A 25350-nucleotide genomic window follows, 5' to 3' on the forward strand; every position below is an offset into this window, starting at 1 on the left:
TGAAATCCGGGTTATTGTAAATAGTTTCCTTTAGTTCTGCAGCCCGGTCTGCTGAATCACAGCCAATAAGATTTACAAGGCATATAACGAAGAGGATAAGCTTTAAGCTTGTAGCTAATTTAGCTTCTGTATTCATTTTCTGTATTGGTAAGATTATCCTCAAAAAGGTACGAATTAGCAATAGAACATTCACCCGTAATTCACAAAACATCTGGACTCGTAAAGAGATAAAAACAAAACGGAACTCAAACAAGTGCAGTTCGATAAAAATAGACGTTTTTCATTCTAGTCTTTTTTGGTACATTTAACACTTACAAACTCCAAGAACTATTAAAATGAATTTCAAGACGTATCAACTGGCCTTATTTTTGGCCTTCTTTTCATTGATTCTCACAACAAATGCGCAAAGGCGCTCAAAAACAGTTGTTTCAGATCCAATTCCTGAAGCGCTTTATTCTAGCCTGGAATACCGCCTGGTAGGTCCCTTTCGGGGAGGCAGATCTGCTGCGGTAACCGGAGTTCCCGGGCAGCCTAATCTCTTTTACTTCGGAGCTACAGGCGGCGGAGTTTGGAAGACCATGGACGGAGGCAGAACCTGGGAAAATATCTCTGATGGATTTTTTGGAGGAAGTATAGGAGCCGTAGAGGTTGCGCAAAGTGATCACAACGTGATCTATGTTGGAGGTGGGGAAAAAACCCTACGAGGGAATGTTTCTTCGGGCTATGGGATCTGGAAAACCGTAGATGCAGGCAAGACCTGGAAATCCATGGGCCTTAAAAACAGCAGGCATGTACCTCGTATTCGTATTCATCCAAATGATCCCAATACCGTATATGCAGCAGTTCTTGGAGACATCTATAAACCCTCACAGGAAAGAGGGATCTATAAGAGTGAAGATGGCGGAACTACCTGGAGAAGGACCTTATTCGTAAACGACCAGGCAGGTGCAGTAGACCTGGTAGTAGACCCAACCAATCCCAGGATCATGTATGCCTCTACCTGGCGCGCCAAAAGAACTCCTTACAGCCTTAGTAGCGGGGGAGACGGATCGGCACTTTGGAAGAGTACTGACAGCGGAGAAAGCTGGACAGAAATCTCCAAGAACGAGGGGTTTCCAAATGATACCTTAGGGATCATTGGTGTAACCGTATCTCCAAAAAATGCCCAAAGGGTATGGGCCATCGTTGAAAATAAAGATAAAGGTGGGCTGTATCGTTCGGATGACGGTGGAAAAAAATGGAGTTTAGTTAATTCTGAAAGAATGCTGCGTCAGCGTGCCTGGTATTATACCCGTGTCTATGCCGATACCGAAAATGAAGATGTAGTATACGTTCTTAATGTGCGTTACCATAAATCCACGGATGGCGGTAAAAGCTTCGACACCTTTAATGCCCCACATGGGGATCACCACGACCTTTGGATAGCGCCGGAAGACCCTAAAAGAATGATCATTGGGGACGATGGAGGCGCTCAGATATCTTATGATGGCGGACAAACGTGGAGCACCTATTACAATCAGCCTACCGCACAATTTTACAGGGTTACGACAGACAATGCCTTCCCGTATCGCATCTATGCCGCGCAGCAGGATAATTCAACTATCCGGATAAAACATCGCAGTGACGAAAGAAGTATTGGAGATAACGATTGGGAGCCTACCGCAGGGGGCGAATCGGCCCATATCGCTGTAGATCCGGAGAATAATAATATAGTATACGGAGGGAGTTACGGGGGTTTTCTAACAAGAGTGAACCACGACGCAAATACCGTTCGTGGCATCAATGTTTGGCCAGACAACCCCATGGGATACGGAGCTGAAGGGATGAAATATCGATTTCAATGGAATTTTCCGATCATTTTCAGTAAACACGATCCCAAAAAGTTGTACACCTTTTCCAATCATGTGCATATGAGCACCAATGAAGGACAAAGCTGGCAATTGTTGAGCGGAGATCTTACCAGAAACGATCCGGATAAATTAGTTTCGAGTGGAGGTCCTATTACCCAGGACAACACTGGAGTAGAATATTATTGTACCATTTTTGCAGCCAATGAAAGTCCGTTGAAAGAAGGACTGCTATGGGTGGGGAGCGACGATGGACTTATACACGTTTCAAGAGATGGAGGAGGAAACTGGGAGAATGTAACTCCGGCAAATATGCCCGATTGGTCCATGGTAAATAGCATTGAGCCGTCGGCATTCGATGAAGGCACGTGTTATGTAGCTGCCACACGGTATAAGCTAGGCGATTTTCAACCTTATTTATACAAGACGACAGACTACGGCAAGACCTGGCAGAAAATCACCAATGGTATAGATTCGGAACATTTTACCAGAGTGGTGCGGGAAGATCCTAAAAGAAAAGGACTTCTATACGCGGGTACAGAAACAGGAATGTACATCTCATTTAATGACGGTCGTAGCTGGAAACCCTTTCAGTTAAATTTACCTATTGTGCCCATTACCGATTTAGCGGTGAAAGACAATAACCTCATTGTAGCCACCCAGGGGCGAAGCCTTTGGATCATTGATGATCTTACGGTATTACATCAGCTAAATGAGGGTATTTCTACAGGGAAGGCTATGCTGTTTAAACCCAAGGATGCCTACAGAACAAAAGGGGGGACCAGCAGAGCTCCTTCCAAAACGGAAGGTCAGAATCATCCAAATGGTGTGATCTCACATTTTTATCTAAATGACCTCTCCGAAAAGGATAGCATTTCCCTGACCTATACGACTATGGCAGGAGACACCCTGGCCAACTTCAGCACCTTTGCCAAAGAAACTGATAAAAAGTTGAAAGCGAAAAAAGGTGGTAATACCCATGTCTGGGATACTAGGGGTAAAGGGGCTCAAGAATTTAAGGGAATGATCTTGTGGTGGGCCAATCTTGATGGTGCCAAAGCGGTCCCCGGGTCTTATAAAGTGCATTTGAATGTTAATGGCAATACACAGACCCAAACATTAAACATCCTCCCGGATCCAAGGGCGGAGGTGAGTGTAGCAGACATGCAAAAACAATACGATTTTATCTCAGGTATTAACAGTACGGTAGACAAGGCACATGCCTCTATCAAAAAGATCAGAAAGATAACCGAGCAGCTCGATGCTTTTATGACGCAATACAAAGGAAATGAGGCTACCAAAGAATTGGTAGAGAAGGCCAAGAAAATGAAAAAAGATTTTGGTGAAGTGGAGAAAGCCCTGTATCAGACACAAAACAGAAGCGGACAAGATCCTTTGAATTTTCCGATTAGGCTTACCAATAAACTAGCCCATCTGAATAGTCTGGTCTCTATAGATGATTTTCATCCAACCGAGCAGGACATTGTGGTTAAGAATGAGCTAACTACAGAAATAGAAGCAGAACTGAAGCAGTTCGACGCCCTGGTCTCTCAGGAGATCAAAGCATTTAATGAGGCCTTCAATACGCTGCAATTAAATTATCTCTTTATAGAATAAAAAGGCAATAACCAGTTCATATCCCCGTATATGAAACCCGGGGATCTGTTGTATTAGAGCACAAAGAATAAGAATAGTAGTAAAACCTCACAACAAATTATGAAACGACGAATATTTGGATTAATGGCCTTTCTGTTAGTAGGAACTGTAGTAGCGCAAACGGCAGAAGAGTATTTTAAGCCACTGAAGTACAGAAATATAGGTCCATTTAGAGGGGGGCGTTCTGTAACTGCAACCGGAGTTATTGGGGACCCCTTAACTTATTATATGGGTACCACGGGTGGAGGTTTATGGAAGACACAGGATGCAGGTAGAAAATGGGATAATATTTCAGATGGGTTTTTTGAAATGGGATCTGTTGGGGCCGTGGCCGTTTCGGCTTCCAATCCTAACATTGTGTATTGTGGGATGGGAGAACACGCGGTACGCGGGGTAATGACCTCGTATGGAGACGGGGTGTATAAATCCACAGATGCTGGAAAGACCTGGAAAAAAATGGGCCTTGAAAAGACACAGCACATAGCACGAATTGTCATCCATCCTACAAATCCGGACATCGTCTTTATAGCCGCTCAGGGGGCCCTATACGGACCAACCAAGGAAAGGGGGATCTATAAAAGTACGGACGGTGGACTTAGTTGGAAACAAATACTTTACGTCAATGATCTCACAGGATGTAATGAACTTTCGATGGATTTATCTACCCCTGAAGTGCTCTATGCCAGCATGTGGCATCATCAACGCAAACCAAACATGGTGGTTAGTGGAGGTTCCGGGAGTGGCTTATACAAATCTACCGATGGGGGCGAGACCTGGAAACAGATACATAAAGGCCTTCCCGAAGAAAAAGGAAAAATGGCCATTGCGGTTAGTCAGGCTAATCCCAATAAAGTATATGCCCTGGTGGAAAGTGATTCGGATAAGGATAAGGGGGGATTATTCGTTTCTAATGATGCAGGGCATTCCTGGAATATGATCAGTGGGGATAACCGTTTGGTGCAACGTGCCTGGTATTATATTGAGGTTTTTCCGGATCCAAATGATGAAAATACGGTCTACGTGATGAGTGCCCAGGCCCTTAGATCTTTTGATGGTGGGGCCAGCTGGGAAGAGATTTCAGGCACTCATGGCGACTACCATGATCTCTGGATCAATCCGGACAATTCCAAGAATATGATCATTGCCAATGATGGAGGGGCGGCCGTTAGTTTTGACTATGCCAAAACCTGGTCTTCTCAGGATATTATGCCAACAGCACAGTTTTACAGGATCAGTACCGACCGACTTTTCCCATACAATATTTATGGCGGCCAGCAAGATAATACCTCAGTAAGGATAGCCCATCTCTCCTTATCGAGGGGAGGCATTGATGAGCACGACTGGTCGTATTCTGCAGGAGGAGAAAGTGCGTTTCTGGCCTTTGATCCGGACAACCCAAGGTATGTACTTGGCGGGAGTTATTTAGGGTATATTGATCTGCTGGATGCACAGACAAAGTCGGAGACAAAGATCCTGGCAGCTCCTATTCAGTATCTTGGCAGAGAAGCCAGGGACATGAAATACCTTTTCAATTGGAATGCACCCATCATCCGGTCACAACACGAACCCAACACCTTTTTTCACTGTGCACAATTGGTTCTAAGAACTAAAGATATGGGTAAAACATGGGAGGAGATATCCCCCGATCTTACCAGAGATATGGATGATAAACAAGGAAATGGAGGCGGGCCGTATACGAATGAGGCAGTGGGCGCTGAAAATTACGGGACCATTGCCTATATGATAGAATCTCCCCATGAGAAAGGGGTCTATTGGACCGGCAGTGATGACGGATTGGTATACCTAACCAAAAACGGTGGAACAACCTGGGAAAATGTTACTCCTAAAGGCTTGCAGGAATCCCTGATCAATGCTATTGAGGTCTCACCTCATGATGCTGGCACTGCCTATATCGCAACCACCAGGTATAAATTTAATGACTATAGTCCGGCCATTTATAAAACCATTAATTATGGAAAAACCTGGACCAACATCAGCGCCGGAATTCCCTATGGGGCCTTTACAAGGGTAGTGCGGGAAGATACCTCCAGAAAAGGACTTTTGTATGTGGGAACCGAAAAGGGAATATATATTTCCTGGAACGATGGTGCAAGTTGGGAACCTTTTCAATTGAACTTGCCCAAGACACCTATTACAGACCTTAAGGTACATCAGGGCGATTTAGTGGTTGCTACCTCAGGACGGTCTTTCTGGATACTAGATGATCTGGCGGCCCTTGCACAGTATAATTTGGGAGTCAATGGCTTAAAGATCATGCAGCCAGAAGAGGCGCTCAATGCTTCCTGGGGAAGTCCTTTAAATACAAATTCCAAGGATTTTAACGGAACACACCCATATGAGGGTGTGAATCCGGCCAACGGGATGGTGCTGTATTACGAATTGCCCAAAACAGATGTTGAGACGCCTTTATCTATGGAAATATTAAATTCTCAAGGCCAGGTTATTAGGAGTTTTAGTTCAGTGAAGGACACTACTTATCAAAAACACAATGGAGGTGGCCCTCCTCCTGCACCAGTTTTATCAAAAGAAACAGGCTTAAACAGATTTGTCTGGGATCTTAACTACCCTATCATGGAAGGAATACCCGGAGTGTATATAGAAGCTGGTTTTGAAGGTCACAAGGCACCCCCCGGAGACTATACAATACGTTTAAAACACGATGGGAATACGGTTACCTCTTCAGGAAAAATTGTGGCCACCCCTGGTTTTGATGTTCCTAAGGCACAGTACGAGGAATTCGATGCTTTTATGACGGAAATGGAGACCAAGCTCAACGAAATGCACCAGCTTGTAAATAAATTATACAAGGTACAACAACAGCTAAAGACTCTATTGGCAACGATTGAAACGGGTGACACCAAAGAGGCAGGAGAAGCGTTGTTGAAAGACCTGGTAAAATGGGACGAGGAGATGATTCAACGGAAATCACAAGCGTATGACGATGTTGAGAATTTCCCAAATAAATTCACGGCAGAATATATCTTTTTGATCAATCAGTCCAATAGTGTAATTCCCAGGGTAAATATGGGGTCCAAAGACCGAAAATTGGTATTAGATTCGCAGTGGGAAGGTTTAAGGACAAGGGCTCTGAACTTTTTGGATTCTTCCTTGCCCAACTACAATAAGACCCTCTGGGATGCAGGAATAGGGGCCATACAAAGCGGTAATTAATGGGAGAATATTATAATTACATCAAATCGTTGCATCTGATTTTTGTGATCACCTGGTTTGCTGGCTTGTTTTACATCCCAAGGCTATTTATTTATCATATTGAAGCTCAGGCTAAACCAAATCCGGACAAAGGTATTTTATCGGAACAGTTAAAATTGATGACCAAAAGACTTTGGTACATCATTACATGGCCTTCAGCAATCTTAGCTACCATTTTCGCACTGTGGTTATTGGTGATAATGCCCGGATGGTTAGATCAGCCCTGGATGCATGTTAAACTGCTGTTTGTAACACTTCTGATTGTGTATCATTTGAAGACTCATCAAATATTCATCCAACTCCAGAGAAATGAGGTAAAGTACACCTCCAACTTTATGCGAATTTGGAATGAAGGGGCAACGGTGGTACTTTTTGCGGTTACCTTTCTGGCCATTCTTAAGAATGCATTTAATTGGATATATGGCCTGGTGGGGATTATTGTTTTAGCTGTATTGCTGATGCTGGGGATAAAACTTTATAAAAGGTTACGCGAGAAGAATCCGGAGGCATAGGCCAGACCCATTATTCTGAATGCTACTACTTACTTATCACCTATACTTTTTGGACTGATTATTGCTATCTTTAAGACCAAAATAAAGAGCCTTGTTTAAGAAGTTCTCCCTGCGGTCCAGGATTTTTGTTACCATGATATTTTTAGTGCTGATCGCTTCTGTGCTGATTGCAGGGGTAACCATCTATCAATACAGGGAACAGTCACAAGATTATCATCAGGATCGTTTGGAACGCAAGGAAGAGCAGATCAAACAGAGCATCACCTATACCCTGCAGTCAACTACCTATCCGGTGATCTCTGAAAATCTTGGACTTATTTTCAAGGATGAAATCTATCGTATTGCCGATGTGCAGAATGTAAATTTTAATATTTACGATCTGGAAGGTAATCTAATAAAAAGTTCCCGGCCAAAATTCAATATTGACTCCATTTCTCAATGCCTGCACGCAGATATTTTGAACAGTCTGAAAGAAAGCGCCCTGAAAAGATATGTGGAAGATAATCTGGTGGCCGGAAATAAATATCAGTCCTCTTATACCTATATCACTGACCTGAGGTTTAAACCCATTGGTATTCTCAATTTGCCGTATTACGAGGACAATTCCTTTAATAGCATGGAGTTGAGGGAGTTCCTGTTGCGCCTTGGAGGGGTGTATCTGATCATGTTTGTCATTGCTATTTTCCTGGCCTATTTTATTTCCAAATATATCACTCGATCCCTGGAAAATATATCAGATAAACTCCATCAAACAGGGCTCACCAAACGAAATGAAAAAATCTTTGTAAAGAATCCCAGCGAGGAAATTGGGAAGTTGATTGATTCCTATAATGAAATGATCGATGAACTGGAGCAAAGCGCAGCGAAACTTGCCAGAAGTGAAAGGGAACAAGCCTGGCGGGAAATGGCAAAACAAGTGGCCCACGAAATAAAGAATCCATTAACGCCAATGCGGCTTACCGTACAGAGTTTTGAGCGTAAGTTTGAACCTTCAGACCCGGAAGCGAAAGTAAAAATAGAAGAGTTCTCTAAAACGCTGATCCAGCAAATAGATATGATGAGTAGTATTGCCTCGGCATTCTCTAGCTTTGCTGAAATGCCCGCCCAACAGAACGAAACACTGAACGTGGTTAAGACGGTAAAACTGGCACTTGATATATTTAATGAGAATTACATCCATTTTATCTCAGAAGAAGAAGAAATAATTGCGAAATTAGACAGGACACAATTGATACGCGTGGTAACAAATTTGGTGAAGAATGCGATACAGGCGGTCCCAGACGTGGAATCACCGCGCATTTTAGTTTCTGTGGTATCGGATGGGGCTTATGTTAAAATCTCGGTGGCAGATAATGGTATCGGTATTTCAGATGAGGTAAAGGAAAAGGTATTTGAGCCCAAGTTCACCACAAAATCTAGTGGGATGGGCCTTGGCCTGGGAATGGTAAAGAACATTGTGGAAACGTATAAGGGAACCATAACACTTACCTCACAACCTAAAAAAGGATCGGTTTTTACCGTGCGATTTCCCAAGGAAAATGTATAAACAATCATTATGGAATACAATAATATATACGTTGAATTAGAAGATAGCCTGGCGATGGTTACCATCAACAGGCCAAAGAAATTGAATGCACTGAACACGTCTACCATCAAAGAATTGCATTTGGCCTTTAAGGCTCTGGAAAAGAACAAGAAAGTACGAGTTATAATTCTCACCGGAAGTGAGGAAAAGGCTTTTGTGGCAGGGGCCGATATTTCAGAATTTGCCCACTTCAACACCAAACAAGGTGGGCAATTGGCTGCACAGGGACAAGAATTACTTTTTAGTTTTATTGAGAACCTCTCCAAGCCAGTGATCGCTGCAATTAATGGGTATGCCTTGGGAGGTGGATTAGAGCTTGCAATGGCCTGTCATTTCAGAGTGGCCAGTCATAATGCCAGAATGGGCCTGCCCGAGGTTTCTTTGGGAGTTATTCCGGGATATGGGGGTACGCAGCGCCTTCCACAATTAATAGGAAAGGGAAGAGCCATGGAAATGATTATGACGGGAGGGATGATCGATGTGGAAAGAGCCATAGAATTTGGCCTGGTAAACCATGTAACTTCCATTGAAGAACTACTCGATTTTTGCAGGTCGATCGCCAAAAAAATAGCTAAAAATTCTCCCATGGCCATTAGTCAGGCAATAAAAGCCATAAATGCGGGTTTTAACAATGGTGTTCAGGGGTATGATGTTGAGGTAAAAGCATTTGGAGAATGTTTTGGCACAGATGATTTTAAAGAAGGTACCACAGCCTTTCTCGAGAAGCGAAAAGCCTCCTTCCCCGGTTCGTAGGAACATCCTTTATTTTAAAATACTAAGTATGCAAAAAATATCCCTTTTTCTGGGGCTCTTTTTAATGAGCTTTCTTGTCTGGGCACAGGAATTTCCAATGGATTATACCTTTGGAGAGAAATATAATGACCGGTATAAATATTCCAATCTACTCACTATCGCCGAAGATGGCACAGGAGGAACTATCCTTGTTAGGGCTTATTATACAGGACTTATCTTACGACCCAAGGGATATGTGATAGAACATTACAACAAGGAAATGCAATTGCTCTCTGAGTATAATTACAAGTTTAAAGGCCCTGAATTTGTGGATGGGTACCTTAAGAACGGGCAACTTTATTTGTTGTTTCTGGAATACAATATTGAAGAAGGCACCTATGAATACTGGGCGCATAGAAGTCCACTTGATCCATTTTCCTTTACCAGGGAGAAGTTGGTGTCCTTTCCTTCAGATCCGGTAAGTAATCCCTTGGATAAAAATTACTATAATAGAAATTTTAATTCCGGATTTACGACCACTGTATTATTCTCTGAGGATAAAAATGGATTTGTGATCAGTACCCATTACAAAAAAGGCAAAAATAACAGACACGATATATTTCTCTTTACAGCATCCCTCAAAAGAGTCCTGTATCAGGATTTTTCGGACGAAGTAGAAGAAAAGAATTACGCCTTTGAACGCATGGCGGTTTCCAATGATATGTCTAATGTGTACATAATTGGGAAGGCCTACTTTAAAAAGAAACGTTTTACGGCTCTGGAGCGAAAATTTCAATACGAACTCATTCAGCTAAATGCTCAGGGTATTAAAACTCAGAATTTCGATACCCCGGGGAAATACTCAGAATCCTTAACGCCTATTCTCAATCAGGGGAACTTGATATGTATTGGATTTTATGCAGATCGCAAGGATAACAGATACAACGGTTTAGCGTATTTCAAATTAGACCCTGTTTCTCTTGCCGTAAAAAACAGAAAATACAATCCATTTTCCGAGCAGTTTATGATGGATAAATTTGGGCAAGAATATGACAAAGAGGTGAAGAACCTGGTCTTTAAGAATGTGGCCGTGACGCCAGATAATTCAATTTTATTCAATGCAGAAGAGTATTTCGTAACGAATAGCGTGCAGGCCAATTCGAGCGGTGGCAGACTACGTGTAGAGCGCTTTCATCACAATGATATTGTGAGTGCCAAATTGGATGAAGAAGGTAATATGGTATGGGCGCGTAATATCAATAAATCTGAAGTGACACAAGGAGATGGGGATTATGCCTCTTACAGTGCGTTTACCAAAGATGGCAATACCTACTTCTTTATAAGCACCGCTGCAGATAATCCGCAGGTCCTGAATAAGGAACGCATCATCTTTAAGCAAGGATTGAGCCGTAATAGAAATGTATTTGTGATTCAGTTAAATAAAGAGGGTCAGATGAGCTATGAAAAGATCATAGATTCAAAAGAGGCCCGTTTACCTTTGAAAGTTTCAAATCCACTCAAGGATGAAACCAATGGCAAGATGCTTTTTTATGCCAAAAGAGGCAACAAAAAACAATTGGTGAACGTCGCTATTCAGTAATTTTTAAGATCAATATCATATTTAGGAATAAATCCATATATTTGGATATATTCCTATTTGTATGACTACAGATCCTCTCAAAGGAAGGGGTGCACAACAAAATTCACCTAATAAGTTCCAGGAATTCTATTCAGAAATGAGAGATGATTTTCTGGAATACTGCCATAAGGAAGGAGAGCTTCCTGAAAAAAGCAAAACAGAGTACCTGCCAATTTTTCCAAAGACCATTGTGAATAAGGTTACCAGTCCCGATGTAGGGATGGCCTATTCCATGAATCCTTACCAGGGATGTGAGCACGGATGTATCTACTGTTATGCCCGCAATACCCATGAGTTTTGGGGGTATAGTGCGGGACTCGATTTTGAAAGAAAGATATTGATCAAGGAAAATGCGCCTCAACTCCTGGAAGAAAAGCTTTCCGGTAAACAATGGAAGGCAGAAACAATTGTCCTTTCAGGAAATACGGATTGTTATCAACCTGCTGAAAAGAAATACAAAATAACCCGGGCGTGTTTAGAGGTATTCTTAAAATACAAACACCCGGTAGGAATTATCACTAAAAATTCTTTGATCTTAAGAGACCTGGATCTTCTAAAGGAATTGAATAAAGACGGACTTATTGGAGTAAATGTTTCGGTAACCTCTTTATCGGAAAAGACAAGACGCCTTTTGGAACCACGTACGGCAACGATCACTAAACGCTTAGAAACCATCAAAATACTTTCCGAGCATAAGATTCCGGTTAATGCAATGTTGGCGCCAATAATACCTGGGATCAACAGTCATGAACTCCTGCAACTGGCCCGTGCCGTTGCCGATCATGGCGCCCTATCCTTTGTCTTCACAGTAGTACGACTCAATGGAGCCATTGGGTTCCTTTTTACTGACTGGATACAACGAACGATGCCCGATAAAGCAACCAAGGTGTTGAACCAGATAGCGAGTTGTCATGGGGGTAGCCTAAATGATAACAGATTTGGGATACGAAATAAGGGAGAAGGGGTTTTTGCAAAGCAAATACACGACCTTTCTAAACTTGCGAGACGCACCTATTTCGAAGGGCGGTCCTTTCCCAAACTGAACAAAGACCTCTATGAGATCCATAAAAATGGGCAATGGAAATTATTTTAATTCCCACCCTTTACGATAGGTACCTTTCACCCACTCATTGGCCTTTTCAAAATTGGTCACTCGCATAGATTCACCTTCCCAAAGTAATTTTTTTCTTCCTGGTTTTATGATAGATGATCTTCCTCCAGGTTCCTCCGGGGCCACAATTTCTTTGTATTGAAATGCCTTAATGGCTAAATTCCCCATAAGAACGGCTTCCGTAAGTGGACCTGAACGCTCAAAATCAGAAGAGGTAGGGGTGCCTTGTAAGCATCCTTCTACCCAATTTCGTTGATGACCCCCGGTGCTGCCCTCAATACGCGTAAGGGTTGGAGTTGGAGGAGTAAATAGACCCATCATTTCAGAAGGGAGGAGTCTGGCATTTCTCGAATAAACATCACACACCAGAATCCCTTTAGTTCCATAAAAAACAGAACCTCCACCAGAATCGCCTATAGTCTCCCCATCTTTTAATTCATCCGGAAGATCGGGCATTATACCTCCATCATACCAATTTAAGGCAATATCCCCATGTTGTTGTGTATTGAATTTTAAACGGACAATAGAGGAGGCTGGGCAGGAAGCACTGTAATCTGCTTCTACAAAATCGCCTACCCAGTTTGTGGTACAACTGGCCTCTGCCTCGGTAGGATACCCAAGATCTAATACGCCAAATGGTGTTTCCATGATATGGCATCCCATATCGCCAAGAGCTCCGGTGCCAAAGTCCCACCATCCACGCCATTTAAAAGGCAAATAGGAATTATTGTAATCTCTTTGCGCCGCAGGACCTAACCACAGATCCCAATCCAGACCTTCCGGGATCTCGTCCTTCCCCACGGGAAGCGGAATTCCCTGGGGCCAAACAGGTCTGTTCGTCCAGCAATCTACGCGTTCTACTTTTCCTATTACGCCGGAATTGATCCATTCTTTGGCCTGTCTGCTCCCATCACTAGAGGCTCCCTGGTTGCCCATTTGAGTTACGATCCCGTTTTCCCTGGCTACCTTAGTCATCAATCGAGCTTCGGCAATATTATGGGTGAGGGGTTTTTCCACATAGGCGTGTTTTTTCGCCCGCATAAACGGTAAGGCTATGGTAGCATGTGTATGGTCTGGTGTGGCTACCATAATGGCATCTATATCCTTGAGTTGTTTATCGTATACCTTACGAAAATCTTTATAACGTTTAACGTCCGGGTAGAGCGCATAAGTTTCTGCCGCCCTTCTGTCATCTACATCACAAAAGGAAACAAATTTCACTTTCGCTGTTTCCTGCAGTCCTCTGATAACACCTGCACCTCGCCCTCCAACTCCAAATGCACCTATATAAAGTGTATCACTAGGGGGAACATGACCTTTTCCCAGAACATAACTTGGTACAATTGAAAAAACAGCCGTAGAGGCTGTTACATTCTTGATAAATTTTCGCCTTTGCATATGGGAAATGTTTTTGTATGAAGCAGGAAGATACAAAAAAAAGTAATCCTCAGAATAACATCAGTGTCCTTAGAAAACTACGGTTACCGCCTAAGCAATCTAACAACGCATCTTAGCGGGTCCCATTCCATTCTGCATAGAATTGCTCCAGAAACTCTAAGAGAAAAGCATGTCTTTTTAAAGCGATCTTTGTGCCCGTTTTGGTATTCATCTTGTCTTTTAGGAGAAGGAGTTTTTCGTAAAAATGGTTGAGAGTAGGGCTATCCGACTTCTTGTATTCCTCTTTGGTCTGATCTAATTTAGGGGCTATGTCCGGATCGTACAACTTTCTGTTCTTAAAACCTCCGTAGTGAAAAGCCCTAGCAATTCCTATCGCACCAATAGCGTCTAATCTGTCTGCATCCTGAACTATCTGCAGTTCAATGGGGTGTCTTTTTTTCCTTTTAATACCCACGCTATTTTTAAAGGAAATATGTTCAATTATATAAACCACCTTTTTTATGACCTTTTTGTCAACCTTTAGCGACCTCAGGAATTCTCCGGCCATCTCAGGACCTACAGATTCATCTCCATGGTGAAATTTGGCATCGGCAATATCGTGTAACAAGGCTCCAAGGCTAACCACCAGAACGTCTGCCTTTTCATCCTTTGCGATCAATAGGGCATTGTTAAAAACACGTTGGGTATGGAACCAGTCGTGCCCTGCCTCTGCATCATGAAGGGTCTTTTTGACAAAGCTGATGGTATCTTCTACTAAAGAGGTTGTGTTCATGCAGTAACGCGTATATCATTAGTAATAACCTCTTCTACTTTCGCCAATAAAGTATCAAAATCTCCGGTATTTTTTATGGGGGGATGAACTTTAAAATACAAATGGGAGCCAATGCCATATGGGAATTTACCGTAGCGCAATATCTTCCAGGAATTGTTGATGCTAATAGGCACTAATAGTGCCGAAGGGGCTTGTTTCATGAGCACTTTTAACCCTGTGGGCTGAAATTTCTTTGGATGTCCGGTTCTGCTTCGGGTACCCTCAGGGAAGATAACGGCACTTCTTTTATTAGTTTCTATATATTTACCCAAATTGGCGATCGCAACCAAGGCTTGTCTACTATCTTTCCTGTCTATCAGAGCAGAGCCTCCGTGCCTTAGGTTATACGAAACACTGGGAATACCTTTGCCTAGTTCTATCTTACTTACAAATTTTGGATGATACTTTCTCATATACCAGATAATTGGGGGTATATCGTTCATACTTTGGTGATTCGAAACAATGATCAGAGGTACTCCTGTAGGAATGGTATGATCATTTTGAAAAGTGTATCTGGTCCCCAGTAAGTAGGTGCACCACATCAGTGTGAGGTTGAGGTAGCTTACACTTTTTTGATGGGCATCATATCCAAACCAGTTAAAACATATCCATTGTATGGGATGAAAAAATAGTAGCGCTATTCCGAAAAAAAGGAAATAAATACAGGTTAACGGATATGCCAGAATCTTGCGCATGGTACAAAAATAAAAAACCGCACTTTGATAAGTGCGGTGTACAAGATAAAATTATTGTGGTCTAACAGAACTGGTTATAAGCTTCTGCCAGATTTTCAGCAATCATTTCTGCAGGTCTTCCTTCTATATGATGTCTTTCGATCATGTGAACCAATTCTCCGTCTTTAAAAAGAGCCATACTGGGCGATGACGGGGGAAAGGGAACCATTAGATTGCGCGCTGCGTCCACAGCTTCTGTGTCTACGCCTGCAAATACCGTGATTAAATGATTTGGCTTTTTATCATTTCGCAAGCTTATTTTGGCCGCAGGCCTTGCATTTGCCGCTGCACAACCACAGACAGAGTTTACGACCACCAGGGTGGTGCCATCTTTTTTTATGGCTTTTTCAACAGCCTCTGCAGTATATAATTCTTCAAAACCAGCCGAAGCAAGGTCTTGTCTCATGGGTTTTACTAATTCTGCCGGATACATAGTATATTTTTATTTTTATTCCCCACAAAGATAACCAAAATGTACAACTATTAAGCTAAAGCTTTCTTAAGGGACTACAGGCTAATTACTGGTTTAACCTTATCTTTGCCAAAATTTTTTACAGCACATGATTCGTTGGATCGCCGCCATATTAGGGTATTTTTTATTTCGATTACCGGGAGCCATCATTGGTTTTCTGGTAGGCAGTTTTATGGATAATTTAGGCTCTGGCTCCAATGCTCGGTCTATTTTTGAGGACCTATCCAGACAAAAAGTTTCACCGGCCGACTTTGAGTTGAATTTACTTTCTTTATGCTCTATAGTCATCAAGGCAGATGGACAGGTGAGTCAACGCGAATTAGACTATGTACGGCAGTACTTTTTAAACACCTATGGAAAAGAGAAGGCCAATGCCATCTTCAGAACCTTTAATGAGGTAAATAAAAAACGGGAGATCTCAGCAGAAAGGATTTGCACTTTCCTGAATCAGCGCACGCGTTACGAAGTACGCCTGCAACTTCTGCATTTCTTGTTTGCCATTGCCCAGTCTGACGGCTCAATAAGCCCTCCTGAGATTGAAAAGATCCTGGAAATTGCCAGGTATTTGCGTATTGGCACAAACGACTATGAGAGTATTAAGGCCATGTTTGTTAAGGCTGCGGACAATGCCTATAAGATCCTGGAGATAGAGAAAAGTGTCTCAGATGAGGAAGTAAAGAAAGCGTACAGAACCATGGCTAAGAAATATCACCCGGACAGGGTCAATACCGAAAATGAGGCCATCAAAAAAGGGGCCGAGGAGAAGTTCAAGGAAGTGCAAAAAGCCTATGAACAGATCCAACAAGAACGGGGAATGTAATCTTTTGATAGCAACTTGGAAGAATTCATATTTTATGTAGAATTGGGACTGGGTCATGTACTAGACATTCATGCGTATGACCATATCCTATTCTTAACCGCCCTGGCTATTCCCTTTAGCTTTCCGCTCTGGAGACGGATTGTAGCGCTGGTTACCATTTTTACAATAGCACACTGCCTTTCTTTGACCTTTTCTGTTTATGAACTTGCCACGGTGAATGTAAATTGGATAGAATTTCTAATTCCGATCACCATCTTAGTAACCGCACTGTTTAATATAAGAGAAGTTATAAATAAGGATTCCGAACTAACTTTTAAACTACAAGCCACCTCTACTGCCATTTTTGGACTCATCCATGGATTCGGGTTCTCCAATTATTTTAAAATGCTTATGGCAGGGGAGGTTAACAAATTAAATCCGTTACTTGGTTTTGCCACCGGAATAGAGATATCCCAGATCGTAATAATTATGGCAATCTTGCTCCTGGCATTTATACTTGTTGAAGTGTTATCACTCCCTAAAAGGTATTTTGTATTGGGCCTCTCAATGATCGTGATCCTTATTACTTTACCGATGATATATAATACATGGCCCCTGTAAGACCTTCTGGAGGTGCAAGACACGCTTTCGCGAACAAGGAATTCGCAAGCTTCTTCTTATCGGATTTAATTAAATATTAACCATTTATGGTTGTCGAACTATCCCAAAGCAGGTATCTTAGTGCTCTTCAAGGATTTGAGGAATTAAACGAACAGTAAGTTAGTGACAAAAAAGAAACAATTGAAGTATGACAGGGCCTATTTAAGGATGGCCCATGAATGGGGGAAATTGTCCTATTGTGTTCGGAGGCAAGTGGGAGCTATTGTGGTAAAGGACCGGATGATTATTTCTGACGGGTATAATGGCACCCCAACAGGATTTGAGAATATTTGCGAAGACGATGAAGGATATACTAAATGGTACGTATTACATGCAGAAGCAAATGCACTTTCTAAAGTGGCAGCTTCTACCCAGTCTTGCGAAGGAGCCACATTGTATATAACCTTATCCCCTTGCAGGGAATGCAGCAAACTAATTCATCAATCTGGCATAAAACGTGTAGTATACCAAATAGCTTATAAGGATGGCTCCGGATTACAATTCCTGGAAAAAGCAGGCGTTGTATTAGAACACCTCCCTACTATTCAGGAAGAAGAATAAGATTTCATGAAGAAATATCATTACATATGGCCCATGATCATTGCCCTGGCGATGGCATTGGGTGTCCTGATTGGAGGAAAACTACATTTTAACGATTCCCCAGAGAAACTCTTTACGACCAATTCTAAGAAAGATAAACTCAACCGACTCATAGATTACATAGATTATGAGTATGTGGATGAGATCAATACCGATAGCATTGTGGATGTTGCCGTAAACAATATTCTTGAAAAACTAGATCCTCATTCTGTGTATATCCCAAAGGAGGAACTAACTCAGGTTTCTGAGAATATGAAAGGCGACTTTGTGGGCATTGGCATCAATTTTTATATGTACAAGGACACTATTACGGTGATCCGTACCATTGAGAACGGGCCAAGTTTTCTGAAAGGGATAGAGCCGGGCGACAGAATATTAGTGGCAGATAAGGATACCTTGTACGGCAAGAATTTACCCAGTAGCCGCATCGTCAGCACCTTAAAAGGAGAAATAGGTTCTACCGTAGATCTAAAGGTATATCGAAAAAAAGAAGACAACTTCTTTACGGTTACCCTTAAAAGAGACAGAGTACCAATAAAAAGCGTAGAGGCCTATTACATGCTTTCGCGAGATATGGGGTATATTAAGATCAACAGGTTTGCAGAGTCTACCTATAAGGAGTTCAAAAAAGCACTTCTTTCCTTACAGAAAAATGGAGCCAAGAAAATTACCCTGGACCTCCGTGATAACCCCGGGGGGTATTTGGGGATTGCCGAGCAAATGGCCGATGAATTTCTGGAGGATGGGAAACTCATCCTTTTTACCAAGAATAAAAAAGGAAAAATAGAGAAGATGTTTGCCTCCGATGCCGGTTCTTTTGAGGACAAGCCGGTCTATGTACTCATTAATGAACGCTCTGCCTCCGCCAGTGAGATCATCGCCGGGGCATTACAGGATAATGATGTAGGGACTATTGTTGGCAGAAGATCTTTTGGAAAAGGGTTGGTACAACGGGAGATGGCCCTGGGAGATGGTTCTGCAGTGCGTTTAACGGTGTCTAGATATTATACACCAACGGGCCGATCTATCCAAAGAACCTATAAAAACGGGAACGAAGACTATTATGAACGATTTGAGGCCCGATATGAGAATGGGGAATTAAGATCTGCAGATAGCATAAAAGTGGCAGACTCATTAAAATTCACTACACCTAAGGGCAAGGTGGTCTACGGTGGAGGGGGTATCATCCCTGATGTGTTTGTGCCAATTGGAAATATGGAGGAAGAGACCATAAAAAGCATGGAAAGCCTTGGCTTTATCTCTAGATTTATCTTCGAACATCTGGAAGACGATCGTGAACGTTATGCCGAGGAGAAAGAATACGACTTTATAAGGAACTTTACTGTAGATGACATCTTATTTGAGCAATTTGTGGATTATGCCGTTGGTAATAATATACGAATGGATTTTTACGCCAATGACCAACGTATTAAATTATATCTGAAAGCTGCCCTTGCAGAACAATTGTTTTCTTCAAATGTCAGTGCCAAGATCAAAGGAGTCATTGATCCTATGTTGCAAAAGGTGTTAGAACTGGATAAGCCATTGCTTAAAGAAATGGGAAAAGATTAAAACCACAAGTATCTTTTCGTTGCAGGTGAAGCCTATTTCTCGTCTATCTTTTTTTGAATGTTTTTAGCGGTAAGAAGAATGAGCAACAATATGATGGCGCATAGGGCTGCGATGACTCCTATAACGGCAATAATACTGTCCTCTCCTAAGGGATTTGAAAAATCTATGATGGTTACATTATAAGCTATCAGCGCAAGGGCTAAAATGATCAGAACCAGGGTAAGTTTTTTATTCATAATATCGCTTTATTCAGAATTTAGGCTAAGGGAACAATTGATTAATATTTGTTGCAAATAATTTAACGGCTATAGCTAATAATATGACCCCAAAAACTTTCCTTATCACACTTAAACCACCCTTACCCATGATACGTTCAATCTTAGAAGAAGATTTTAGGACCAGGTAAACAAAGATAATATTCACAATAATGGCCGCAATAATGTTTTCCACATAAAATTCGGCGCGCAAGGATAGGAGCGCCGTCATTGTACCGGCTCCTGCAATGAGTGGAAAAGCTATAGGGACTATGGAAGCAGATTCTGGTTCATCATCGCGATAAAGGGTAATTCCCAGTATCATTTCTATCGCCAGAAAGAAAATGATAAAAGCTCCAGCCACGGCAAACGAGTATACATCTATTCGTATTAGATTCAGGATCTCTTCACCTACAAATAAGAACGCTACCATGATGCATGCTGCAACGATTGAAGCCTTTTCGGAATGAATATGCCCCACTTTTTTTCGCAGGTTGATTATAATTGGGATGCTTCCAACGATATCTATAACGGCAAAAAGAACTATACTGGCAGTTACTATTTCCCTGAGATCTAAATGCATTTTAACTCACTTTTATGGTTGTGCAAAAGTAGTATATATTTTGAGTCCCGGACGACAGCGCTCCGCAAATATTATCATCGGAAATAGTGGCGAAAAAAGTATCTTTGAAGCTTATTATCAGAAGATGTTCCAGTTAGGTAAGACCTTGGTTTCTGAAGAGATCATTGAAAAAGACTTTGTGTGTAATCTCTCTGCATGTAAGGGAGCATGTTGTGTGGACGGAGATGCCGGGGCGCCACTTACGGAAAAAGAGACAGAAATTCTGGTGGATATCTACGCCAGGGTTAAACCATTTCTTCGTGAGGAAGGCATTGAGGCCATTGAAGCACAAGGTGCCTTTGTAAAAGGGGAAGACGGGGAATGGGAAACTCCTCTTGTTGGCAACAGTGAGTGTGCCTATGTAATTTTCAATGAACAGAATATTGCTAAATGCGGCCTGGAACAAGCTTATGAAAAAGGCGTTACTAAATGGAAGAAGCCTGTATCCTGCCATCTGTATCCGATCCGAGTTACAGAATATACAGAGCTAACCGCGGTGAATTATCATAAATGGCAGCTTTGTGACCCTGCCTGCCAGTTAGGCGAAAGCCTACAAGTTCCTATATATCGGTTTGTGAAGGATGCCCTGATCCGAAAATTTGGAAAAAAATGGTATGCAGAATTGGAAGATATTGCAGAAGAATACCATTCTTCAAAACCGTAATTAGGTAGTTCATAGAGAATTCTGTACCGTTAACAGAAAATATTTCGAATCCCTGAGACATTCTCTAACTTTCCAATCCCTAATATACATCTCTTTCAATTTTGTTTAGAATCAAAGATGTACAAAAGGGCTAATAGCACAACCAATTACCCTACCATGAGAAAATGTGTTTTATTGTTTCTATTGCTGGTGTTCGTCCTAATTATTGCGTCCATTACAGAGAACAATGACCGTGCAGCATCTGCTGAAAAGGTTGCCATGGAAGTTAACGGGCAGAATTCCCTGGCCCAGGAATCTACCACCGGCAGCAATGAGCCTGCCAAGTAACCCAATTTTACTTCAAATTATTTAGTAGCTCTGTACATATAAGTATAGCAAATATTTCGTTTATCCCTTCCGTCGGAGATCAGTTATCATTTTAAAAAGGCGGACTATTCCAAATTTACAGACAAGATCTGTGCTTCCCCTCTCATCTGACTTCAAATACTCATTCCTCCTCAAGGCACCATAACTACAGAGTAAAAAGAGGGTGTTTTGCTTTGAGATCCCTGCTCACAAAGGGATACATGAATGGAATGTGTTTCAACACTGGCCGGTATTATTAAATATACTTTCTGGTCTATTCTTTAAGTGTTGAAGGCGCCAAAAAAATTTATACAGAAAAGCAGAATCACCCAAGGGTAACAAACATAGCAGGCGAGCTTAGATTTCAACAGGCTGTGTTAAAAACTTTGAGCCTCTTCTCCTGAAACAGACTTTACAATTTAATAACATTTTTCAATCTTTGTTAGTCCCAGCTCGTCCTACTTTTCGCACTTAAAAACTAACACTAAAAAGAATAAAAAATGTCAAAAGCCGTAGAACCAATCTTAGAAGAAAATGAAGATAGATTTGTAATCTTTCCAATTAAACATCATGATCTTTGGGAGTGGTACAAGAAATGCGAGGCTTGTTTTTGGACTGCCGAGGAAATAGACCTTCATCAAGACCTGGCAGATTGGAACAATAAGCTAAATGATGATGAGAAATACTTCATTAAGCATATTCTGGCCTTTTTTGCAGCTTCGGACGGAATCGTGAATGAAAACCTGGCAGAAAATTTTGTCAACGAAGTACAGTATTCGGAAGCAAAATTCTTCTATGGGTTTCAGATCATGATGGAAAACATTCATTCCGAAACCTATTCACTCCTGATCGATACGTATGTTAAGGATGAGAAGGAAAAGAATTTGTTATTTAAAGCCATTGAGAATTTCCCGGCCATTAAGAAAAAAGCCGACTGGGCATTAAAATGGATAGATTCTCCAAGCTTTGCTGAAAGACTGATCGCCTTTGCAGCGGTAGAAGGAATCTTTTTCTCCGGGGCATTTTGCTCTATATTTTGGTTAAAGAAAAGAGGCCTAATGCCGGGACTTACCTTCTCTAACGAATTGATTTCAAGAGATGAAGGAATGCATTGTGACTATGCTGTGCATTTGCACAACAAGCATTTAGTAAATAAGGTACCTAAGGAACGCATTACCGAGATCCTGGTCGACGCGTTGAATATAGAGCGTGAGTTCATCACAGAATCCTTACCTGCAAGTCTTATTGGGATGAATGCGAAGCTGATGACCCAATATCTGGAATTCGTGACAGACAGACTTCTGGTAGAACTCGAGTGCGAAAGAGTATTTAATTCCACTAACCCATTTGATTTCATGGATATGATCTCACTTCAGGGAAAAACTAATTTCTTTGAAAAACGCGTATCCGAATATCAGAAAGCCGGTGTCTTGAATAAAGAGCAGGATGCAGATTCCCAAAAGATCAGTTTCGACGCAGATTTTTAAAAGATCCCTTTCCAAAAAACCCTGAGAAAACAGGGTTTTTTGTGACCTATTTTTAAAATGTTAAGTTTTTTGTAAAGAATTTAACCCAACCAAAGTGTACTAATTAAAAAATTGTAGCAAGATGTTTGTAGTAAAAAGAGACGGCAGAAAAGAGCCAATGATGTTCGATAAGATCACGGCCAGAGTTCGTAAATTGTGTTATGGCCTTAACGACCTGGTAGACCCTGTAAAAGTGGCCATGAGGGTAATTGAGGGCCTCTACGATGGGGTCACCACATCCGAACTCGATAATTTGGCTGCGGAGATATCTGCCACCTTAACTACGGCACATCCCGATTACGCCAAGCTCGCTGCACGTATCTCTGTGTCCAACCTTCACAAGAATACTAAAAAGTCGTTCTCCGAAACTATGAAGGATTTGCACGAATACGTAAATCCGAGAACAGGGAAGAAGGCCCCCTTGTTGTCTGATGAGGTGTATAAAGTAGTTTCTGAAAACGCAGACGTTTTGGATTCGACCATTATTTATAACCGCGATTTTGGCTACGATTATTTCGGTTTTAAAACTTTGGAAAGGTCTTATCTGCTCAAGTTGAACGGTAAAATTGTTGAAAGACCTCAGCATATGCTTATGCGGGTTTCCATAGGGATTCACTTGAATGATCTGGAATCAGCCATAGAGACCTATGAGTTAATGTCCAAGAAGTATTTTACCCATGCCACCCCAACCCTGTTTAATTCCGGGACCCCAAAACCTCAGATGTCTTCTTGTTTTCTTTTGGCAATGAAAGACGATAGTATCGATGGGATCTACGATACTCTTAAAAATACGGCTAAAATATCGCAGTCTGCTGGAGGAATAGGTTTGTCTATTCATAATGTTAGAGCTACCGGCTCATACATTGCTGGCACCAATGGCACCTCCAATGGAATTGTTCCTATGCTTCAAGTTTTCAATGATACCGCGAGGTATGTAGATCAGGGAGGTGGAAAGAGAAAAGGGAGCTTTGCAATTTATATAGAACCATGGCATGCAGACATTTTTGAATTCCTGGAGTTGAAAAAAAACCATGGAAAGGAAGAAATGCGTGCACGCGACCTTTTCTATGCCATGTGGATCCCAGATCTGTTTATGAAACGAGTAGAGGCCGATGGAGATTGGACCCTTATGTGTCCAAATGAATGTCCCGGCTTATTCACTACTCACAGTGAAGAGTTTGAAGAATTATACACTCGCTATGAAGCGGAAAGCAAAGGAAGAAAAACAATAAGGGCCAGAGAACTTTGGGAGAAGATCCTTGAATCACAGATTGAAACTGGTACCCCTTATATGTTATATAAAGATGCGGCCAACCGTAAGAGCAATCAAAAGAATCTGGGAACCATCAGATCTTCGAACTTATGTACGGAGATCATGGAATACACCTCATCAGATGAAGTAGCTGTTTGTAATCTTGCTTCTATTGCACTTCCTATGTTTATTAAGAATGATAGCTTTGATCACAAAGAGTTATATCGTGTAACCAAGAGGGTTACCAAAAACCTGAATAGGGTGATAGACCGTAACTACTATCCTATTAAAGAAGCGGAAAACTCCAACATGCGTCACCGACCCATAGGTTTGGGTGTGCAAGGGTTAGCGGACGCGTTTATCTTACTTAGATTACCTTTTACAAGTGATGAGGCAAGAAAGCTGAATCAGGAAATATTTGAAACACTCTATTTTGCTGCGGTTACAGCCTCTATGGAAGCGGCCAAAGAAGAAGGTCCTTATTCAACTTATAAAGGGTCACCCATTTCAGAGGGCAAGTTTCAACATAACTTATGGGGCATTAAAGATGAAGAACTATCCGGACGTTGGGACTGGGATAAACTTAGAAAAAGCGTCAAAAAACACGGGGTTCGTAATTCACTCCTGGTAGCACCTATGCCAACGGCTTCTACGTCTCAGATCCTTGGAAATAACGAATGCTTTGAACCTTACACCTCAAATATTTATACCAGGAGAGTTCTTTCGGGAGAGTTTATTGTAGTAAATAAACACCTTTTGGAAGACCTGGTAGAGTTAGGCTTGTGGAACGAAAATCTAAAGCAGGAGTTAATGAGGGCCAACGGTTCTGTACAGCATATTAAAGGAATCCCTGAGGATATCAAAGAGCTGTACAAAACAGTTTGGGAATTGAGTATGAAAGACATTATTGATATGTCCAGACAGCGAGGCTACTTCATAGATCAGAGTCAGTCACTGAACTTATTCATGGAAAATGCCAATTACTCTAAACTTACTTCTATGCATTTCTACGCCTGGAAAAGTGGTTTAAAGACCGGGATGTACTATCTGAGAACCAAAGCGGCGGTAGATGCGATTAAATTTACGCTAGATAATACTAAGAAAAAGGAAGTGCCGGTAAGTATTGCTGCCGAAGCCGAGGTAATGGCGGCATCTGCTCCCGATCCAAAGTCGGCAGAAGCTTTACAGGTACAAACTACTCCTGTTCAGCAAGAAGAAACAGATGTAACTCCTTTATCACCAGAAGAAATGAAAGCTTTAATTGCTCAGGCGAAAGCTGGCGAGGCAGACGACGATTGTCTGATGTGTGGTTCTTAAAAATATAGAGA

Annotated in this window: 21 protein-coding genes; 15 read left to right on the plus strand and 6 right to left on the minus strand. The window is 41.8% G+C overall.

Going from position 1 to position 25350, the window contains the following annotated elements; genetic code table 11:
- The first annotated feature begins 335 nt into the window (after positions 1-335).
- The 7 genes from WBM49_RS06675 to WBM49_RS06705 all read left to right on the plus strand — a co-directional run bounded on the left by WBM49_RS06675 (position 336) and on the right by WBM49_RS06705 (position 12295).
- Entirely contained in the window at positions 336-3464 is a 3129-nt protein-coding gene (locus tag WBM49_RS06675) for a WD40/YVTN/BNR-like repeat-containing protein (protein WP_424371280.1), read from the plus strand.
- Positions 3465-3563: 99 nt separating this feature from the next.
- Positions 3564-6695: a WD40/YVTN/BNR-like repeat-containing protein gene (locus tag WBM49_RS06680; RefSeq protein WP_424371281.1), complete on the plus strand. Its 3132-nt coding sequence runs from the start codon at positions 3564-3566 to the stop codon at positions 6693-6695.
- On the plus strand, positions 6695-7246 hold the full coding sequence (locus WBM49_RS06685) for a CopD family protein (protein WP_424371282.1): 552 nt from the start codon (positions 6695-6697) through the stop codon (positions 7244-7246). The genes WBM49_RS06680 and WBM49_RS06685 overlap by 1 nt, the downstream gene beginning before the upstream one ends.
- A 133-nt stretch (positions 7247-7379) precedes the next feature.
- Positions 7380-8792, plus strand: coding sequence for an ATP-binding protein (locus WBM49_RS06690; RefSeq protein WP_424371305.1), 1413 nt, complete (start codon positions 7380-7382; stop codon positions 8790-8792).
- A 9-nt stretch (positions 8793-8801) separates the two neighbouring features.
- A complete protein-coding gene (locus WBM49_RS06695; protein WP_424371283.1) occupies positions 8802-9584 on the plus strand; it encodes an enoyl-CoA hydratase/isomerase family protein in 783 nt (260 codons plus the stop codon).
- A gap of 28 nt (positions 9585-9612) precedes the next feature.
- Entirely contained in the window at positions 9613-11163 is a 1551-nt protein-coding gene (locus WBM49_RS06700) for a hypothetical protein (RefSeq protein WP_424371284.1), read from the plus strand.
- A gap of 61 nt (positions 11164-11224) precedes the next feature.
- Positions 11225-12295, plus strand: a complete 1071-nt coding sequence (locus tag WBM49_RS06705; protein WP_424371285.1) for a PA0069 family radical SAM protein — start codon at positions 11225-11227, stop codon at positions 12293-12295.
- Here the strand turns inward: WBM49_RS06705 and WBM49_RS06710 are convergent.
- From WBM49_RS06710 to WBM49_RS06725, 4 genes are all read right to left on the minus strand, one after another.
- Positions 12287-13711, minus strand: coding sequence for a Gfo/Idh/MocA family protein (locus WBM49_RS06710; protein WP_424371286.1), 1425 nt, complete (start codon positions 13709-13711; stop codon positions 12287-12289). The genes WBM49_RS06705 and WBM49_RS06710 overlap by 9 nt on opposite strands.
- Positions 13712-13823: 112 nt before the next feature.
- Positions 13824-14483: an HD domain-containing protein gene (locus tag WBM49_RS06715; RefSeq protein WP_424371287.1), complete on the minus strand. Its 660-nt coding sequence runs from the start codon at positions 14481-14483 to the stop codon at positions 13824-13826.
- The gene (locus WBM49_RS06720) at positions 14480-15217 is read right to left on the minus strand and encodes a lysophospholipid acyltransferase family protein (RefSeq protein WP_424371288.1); all 738 of its coding nucleotides are present in this window, start codon (positions 15215-15217) and stop codon (positions 14480-14482) included. Before WBM49_RS06720 ends, WBM49_RS06715 begins: the two co-directional genes overlap by 4 nt.
- 61 nt (positions 15218-15278) lie before the next feature.
- Positions 15279-15689, minus strand: a complete 411-nt coding sequence (locus WBM49_RS06725) for a BrxA/BrxB family bacilliredoxin (RefSeq protein ID WP_424371289.1) — start codon at positions 15687-15689, stop codon at positions 15279-15281.
- A 127-nt stretch (positions 15690-15816) separates the two neighbouring features.
- Here WBM49_RS06725 and WBM49_RS06730 point away from each other — a divergent pair, with 127 nt between their 5' ends.
- From WBM49_RS06730 to WBM49_RS06745, 4 genes are all read left to right on the plus strand, one after another.
- Positions 15817-16548, plus strand: a complete 732-nt coding sequence (locus WBM49_RS06730; RefSeq protein ID WP_424371290.1) for a TerB family tellurite resistance protein — start codon at positions 15817-15819, stop codon at positions 16546-16548.
- A gap of 15 nt (positions 16549-16563) precedes the next feature.
- Positions 16564-17148 carry a HupE/UreJ family protein gene (locus WBM49_RS06735; protein WP_424371291.1) on the plus strand — a complete coding sequence of 195 codons (585 nt, stop codon included), beginning with the start codon at positions 16564-16566 and terminating at the stop codon, positions 17146-17148.
- Positions 17149-17310: 162 nt separating this feature from the next.
- A complete protein-coding gene (locus WBM49_RS06740) occupies positions 17311-17748 on the plus strand; it encodes a deoxycytidylate deaminase (protein ID WP_424371292.1) in 438 nt (145 codons plus the stop codon).
- A gap of 6 nt (positions 17749-17754) precedes the next feature.
- Positions 17755-19359: a S41 family peptidase gene (locus WBM49_RS06745; RefSeq protein WP_424371293.1), complete on the plus strand. Its 1605-nt coding sequence runs from the start codon at positions 17755-17757 to the stop codon at positions 19357-19359.
- A 32-nt stretch (positions 19360-19391) separates the two neighbouring features.
- Here the strand turns inward: WBM49_RS06745 and WBM49_RS06750 are convergent, their stop codons facing one another.
- Positions 19392-19595, minus strand: coding sequence for a hypothetical protein (locus WBM49_RS06750; RefSeq protein WP_424371294.1), 204 nt, complete (start codon positions 19593-19595; stop codon positions 19392-19394).
- Positions 19596-19620: 25 nt separating this feature from the next.
- Entirely contained in the window at positions 19621-20196 is a 576-nt protein-coding gene (locus tag WBM49_RS06755) for a MarC family protein (protein WP_424371295.1), read from the minus strand.
- A 124-nt stretch (positions 20197-20320) separates the two neighbouring features.
- Between WBM49_RS06755 and WBM49_RS06760 the strand changes: the two genes are divergently transcribed.
- From WBM49_RS06760 to WBM49_RS06775, 4 genes are all read left to right on the plus strand, one after another.
- Positions 20321-20899, plus strand: coding sequence for a DUF3109 family protein (locus tag WBM49_RS06760; RefSeq protein ID WP_424371306.1), 579 nt, complete (start codon positions 20321-20323; stop codon positions 20897-20899).
- A 156-nt stretch (positions 20900-21055) separates the two neighbouring features.
- Positions 21056-21226: a hypothetical protein gene (locus WBM49_RS06765; protein WP_424371296.1), complete on the plus strand. Its 171-nt coding sequence runs from the start codon at positions 21056-21058 to the stop codon at positions 21224-21226.
- Between the two features lie 518 nt (positions 21227-21744).
- The gene (locus tag WBM49_RS06770; RefSeq protein ID WP_424371297.1) at positions 21745-22731 is read left to right on the plus strand and encodes a ribonucleotide-diphosphate reductase subunit beta; all 987 of its coding nucleotides are present in this window, start codon (positions 21745-21747) and stop codon (positions 22729-22731) included.
- Positions 22732-22852: 121 nt separating this feature from the next.
- Positions 22853-25339: a ribonucleoside-diphosphate reductase subunit alpha gene (locus tag WBM49_RS06775; RefSeq protein WP_424371298.1), complete on the plus strand. Its 2487-nt coding sequence runs from the start codon at positions 22853-22855 to the stop codon at positions 25337-25339.
- Positions 25340-25350: the final 11 nt, after the last annotated feature.

It is taken from the genome of Muriicola sp., assembly GCF_049669965.1.
Lineage (GTDB): Bacteria > Bacteroidota > Bacteroidia > Flavobacteriales > Flavobacteriaceae > Muriicola.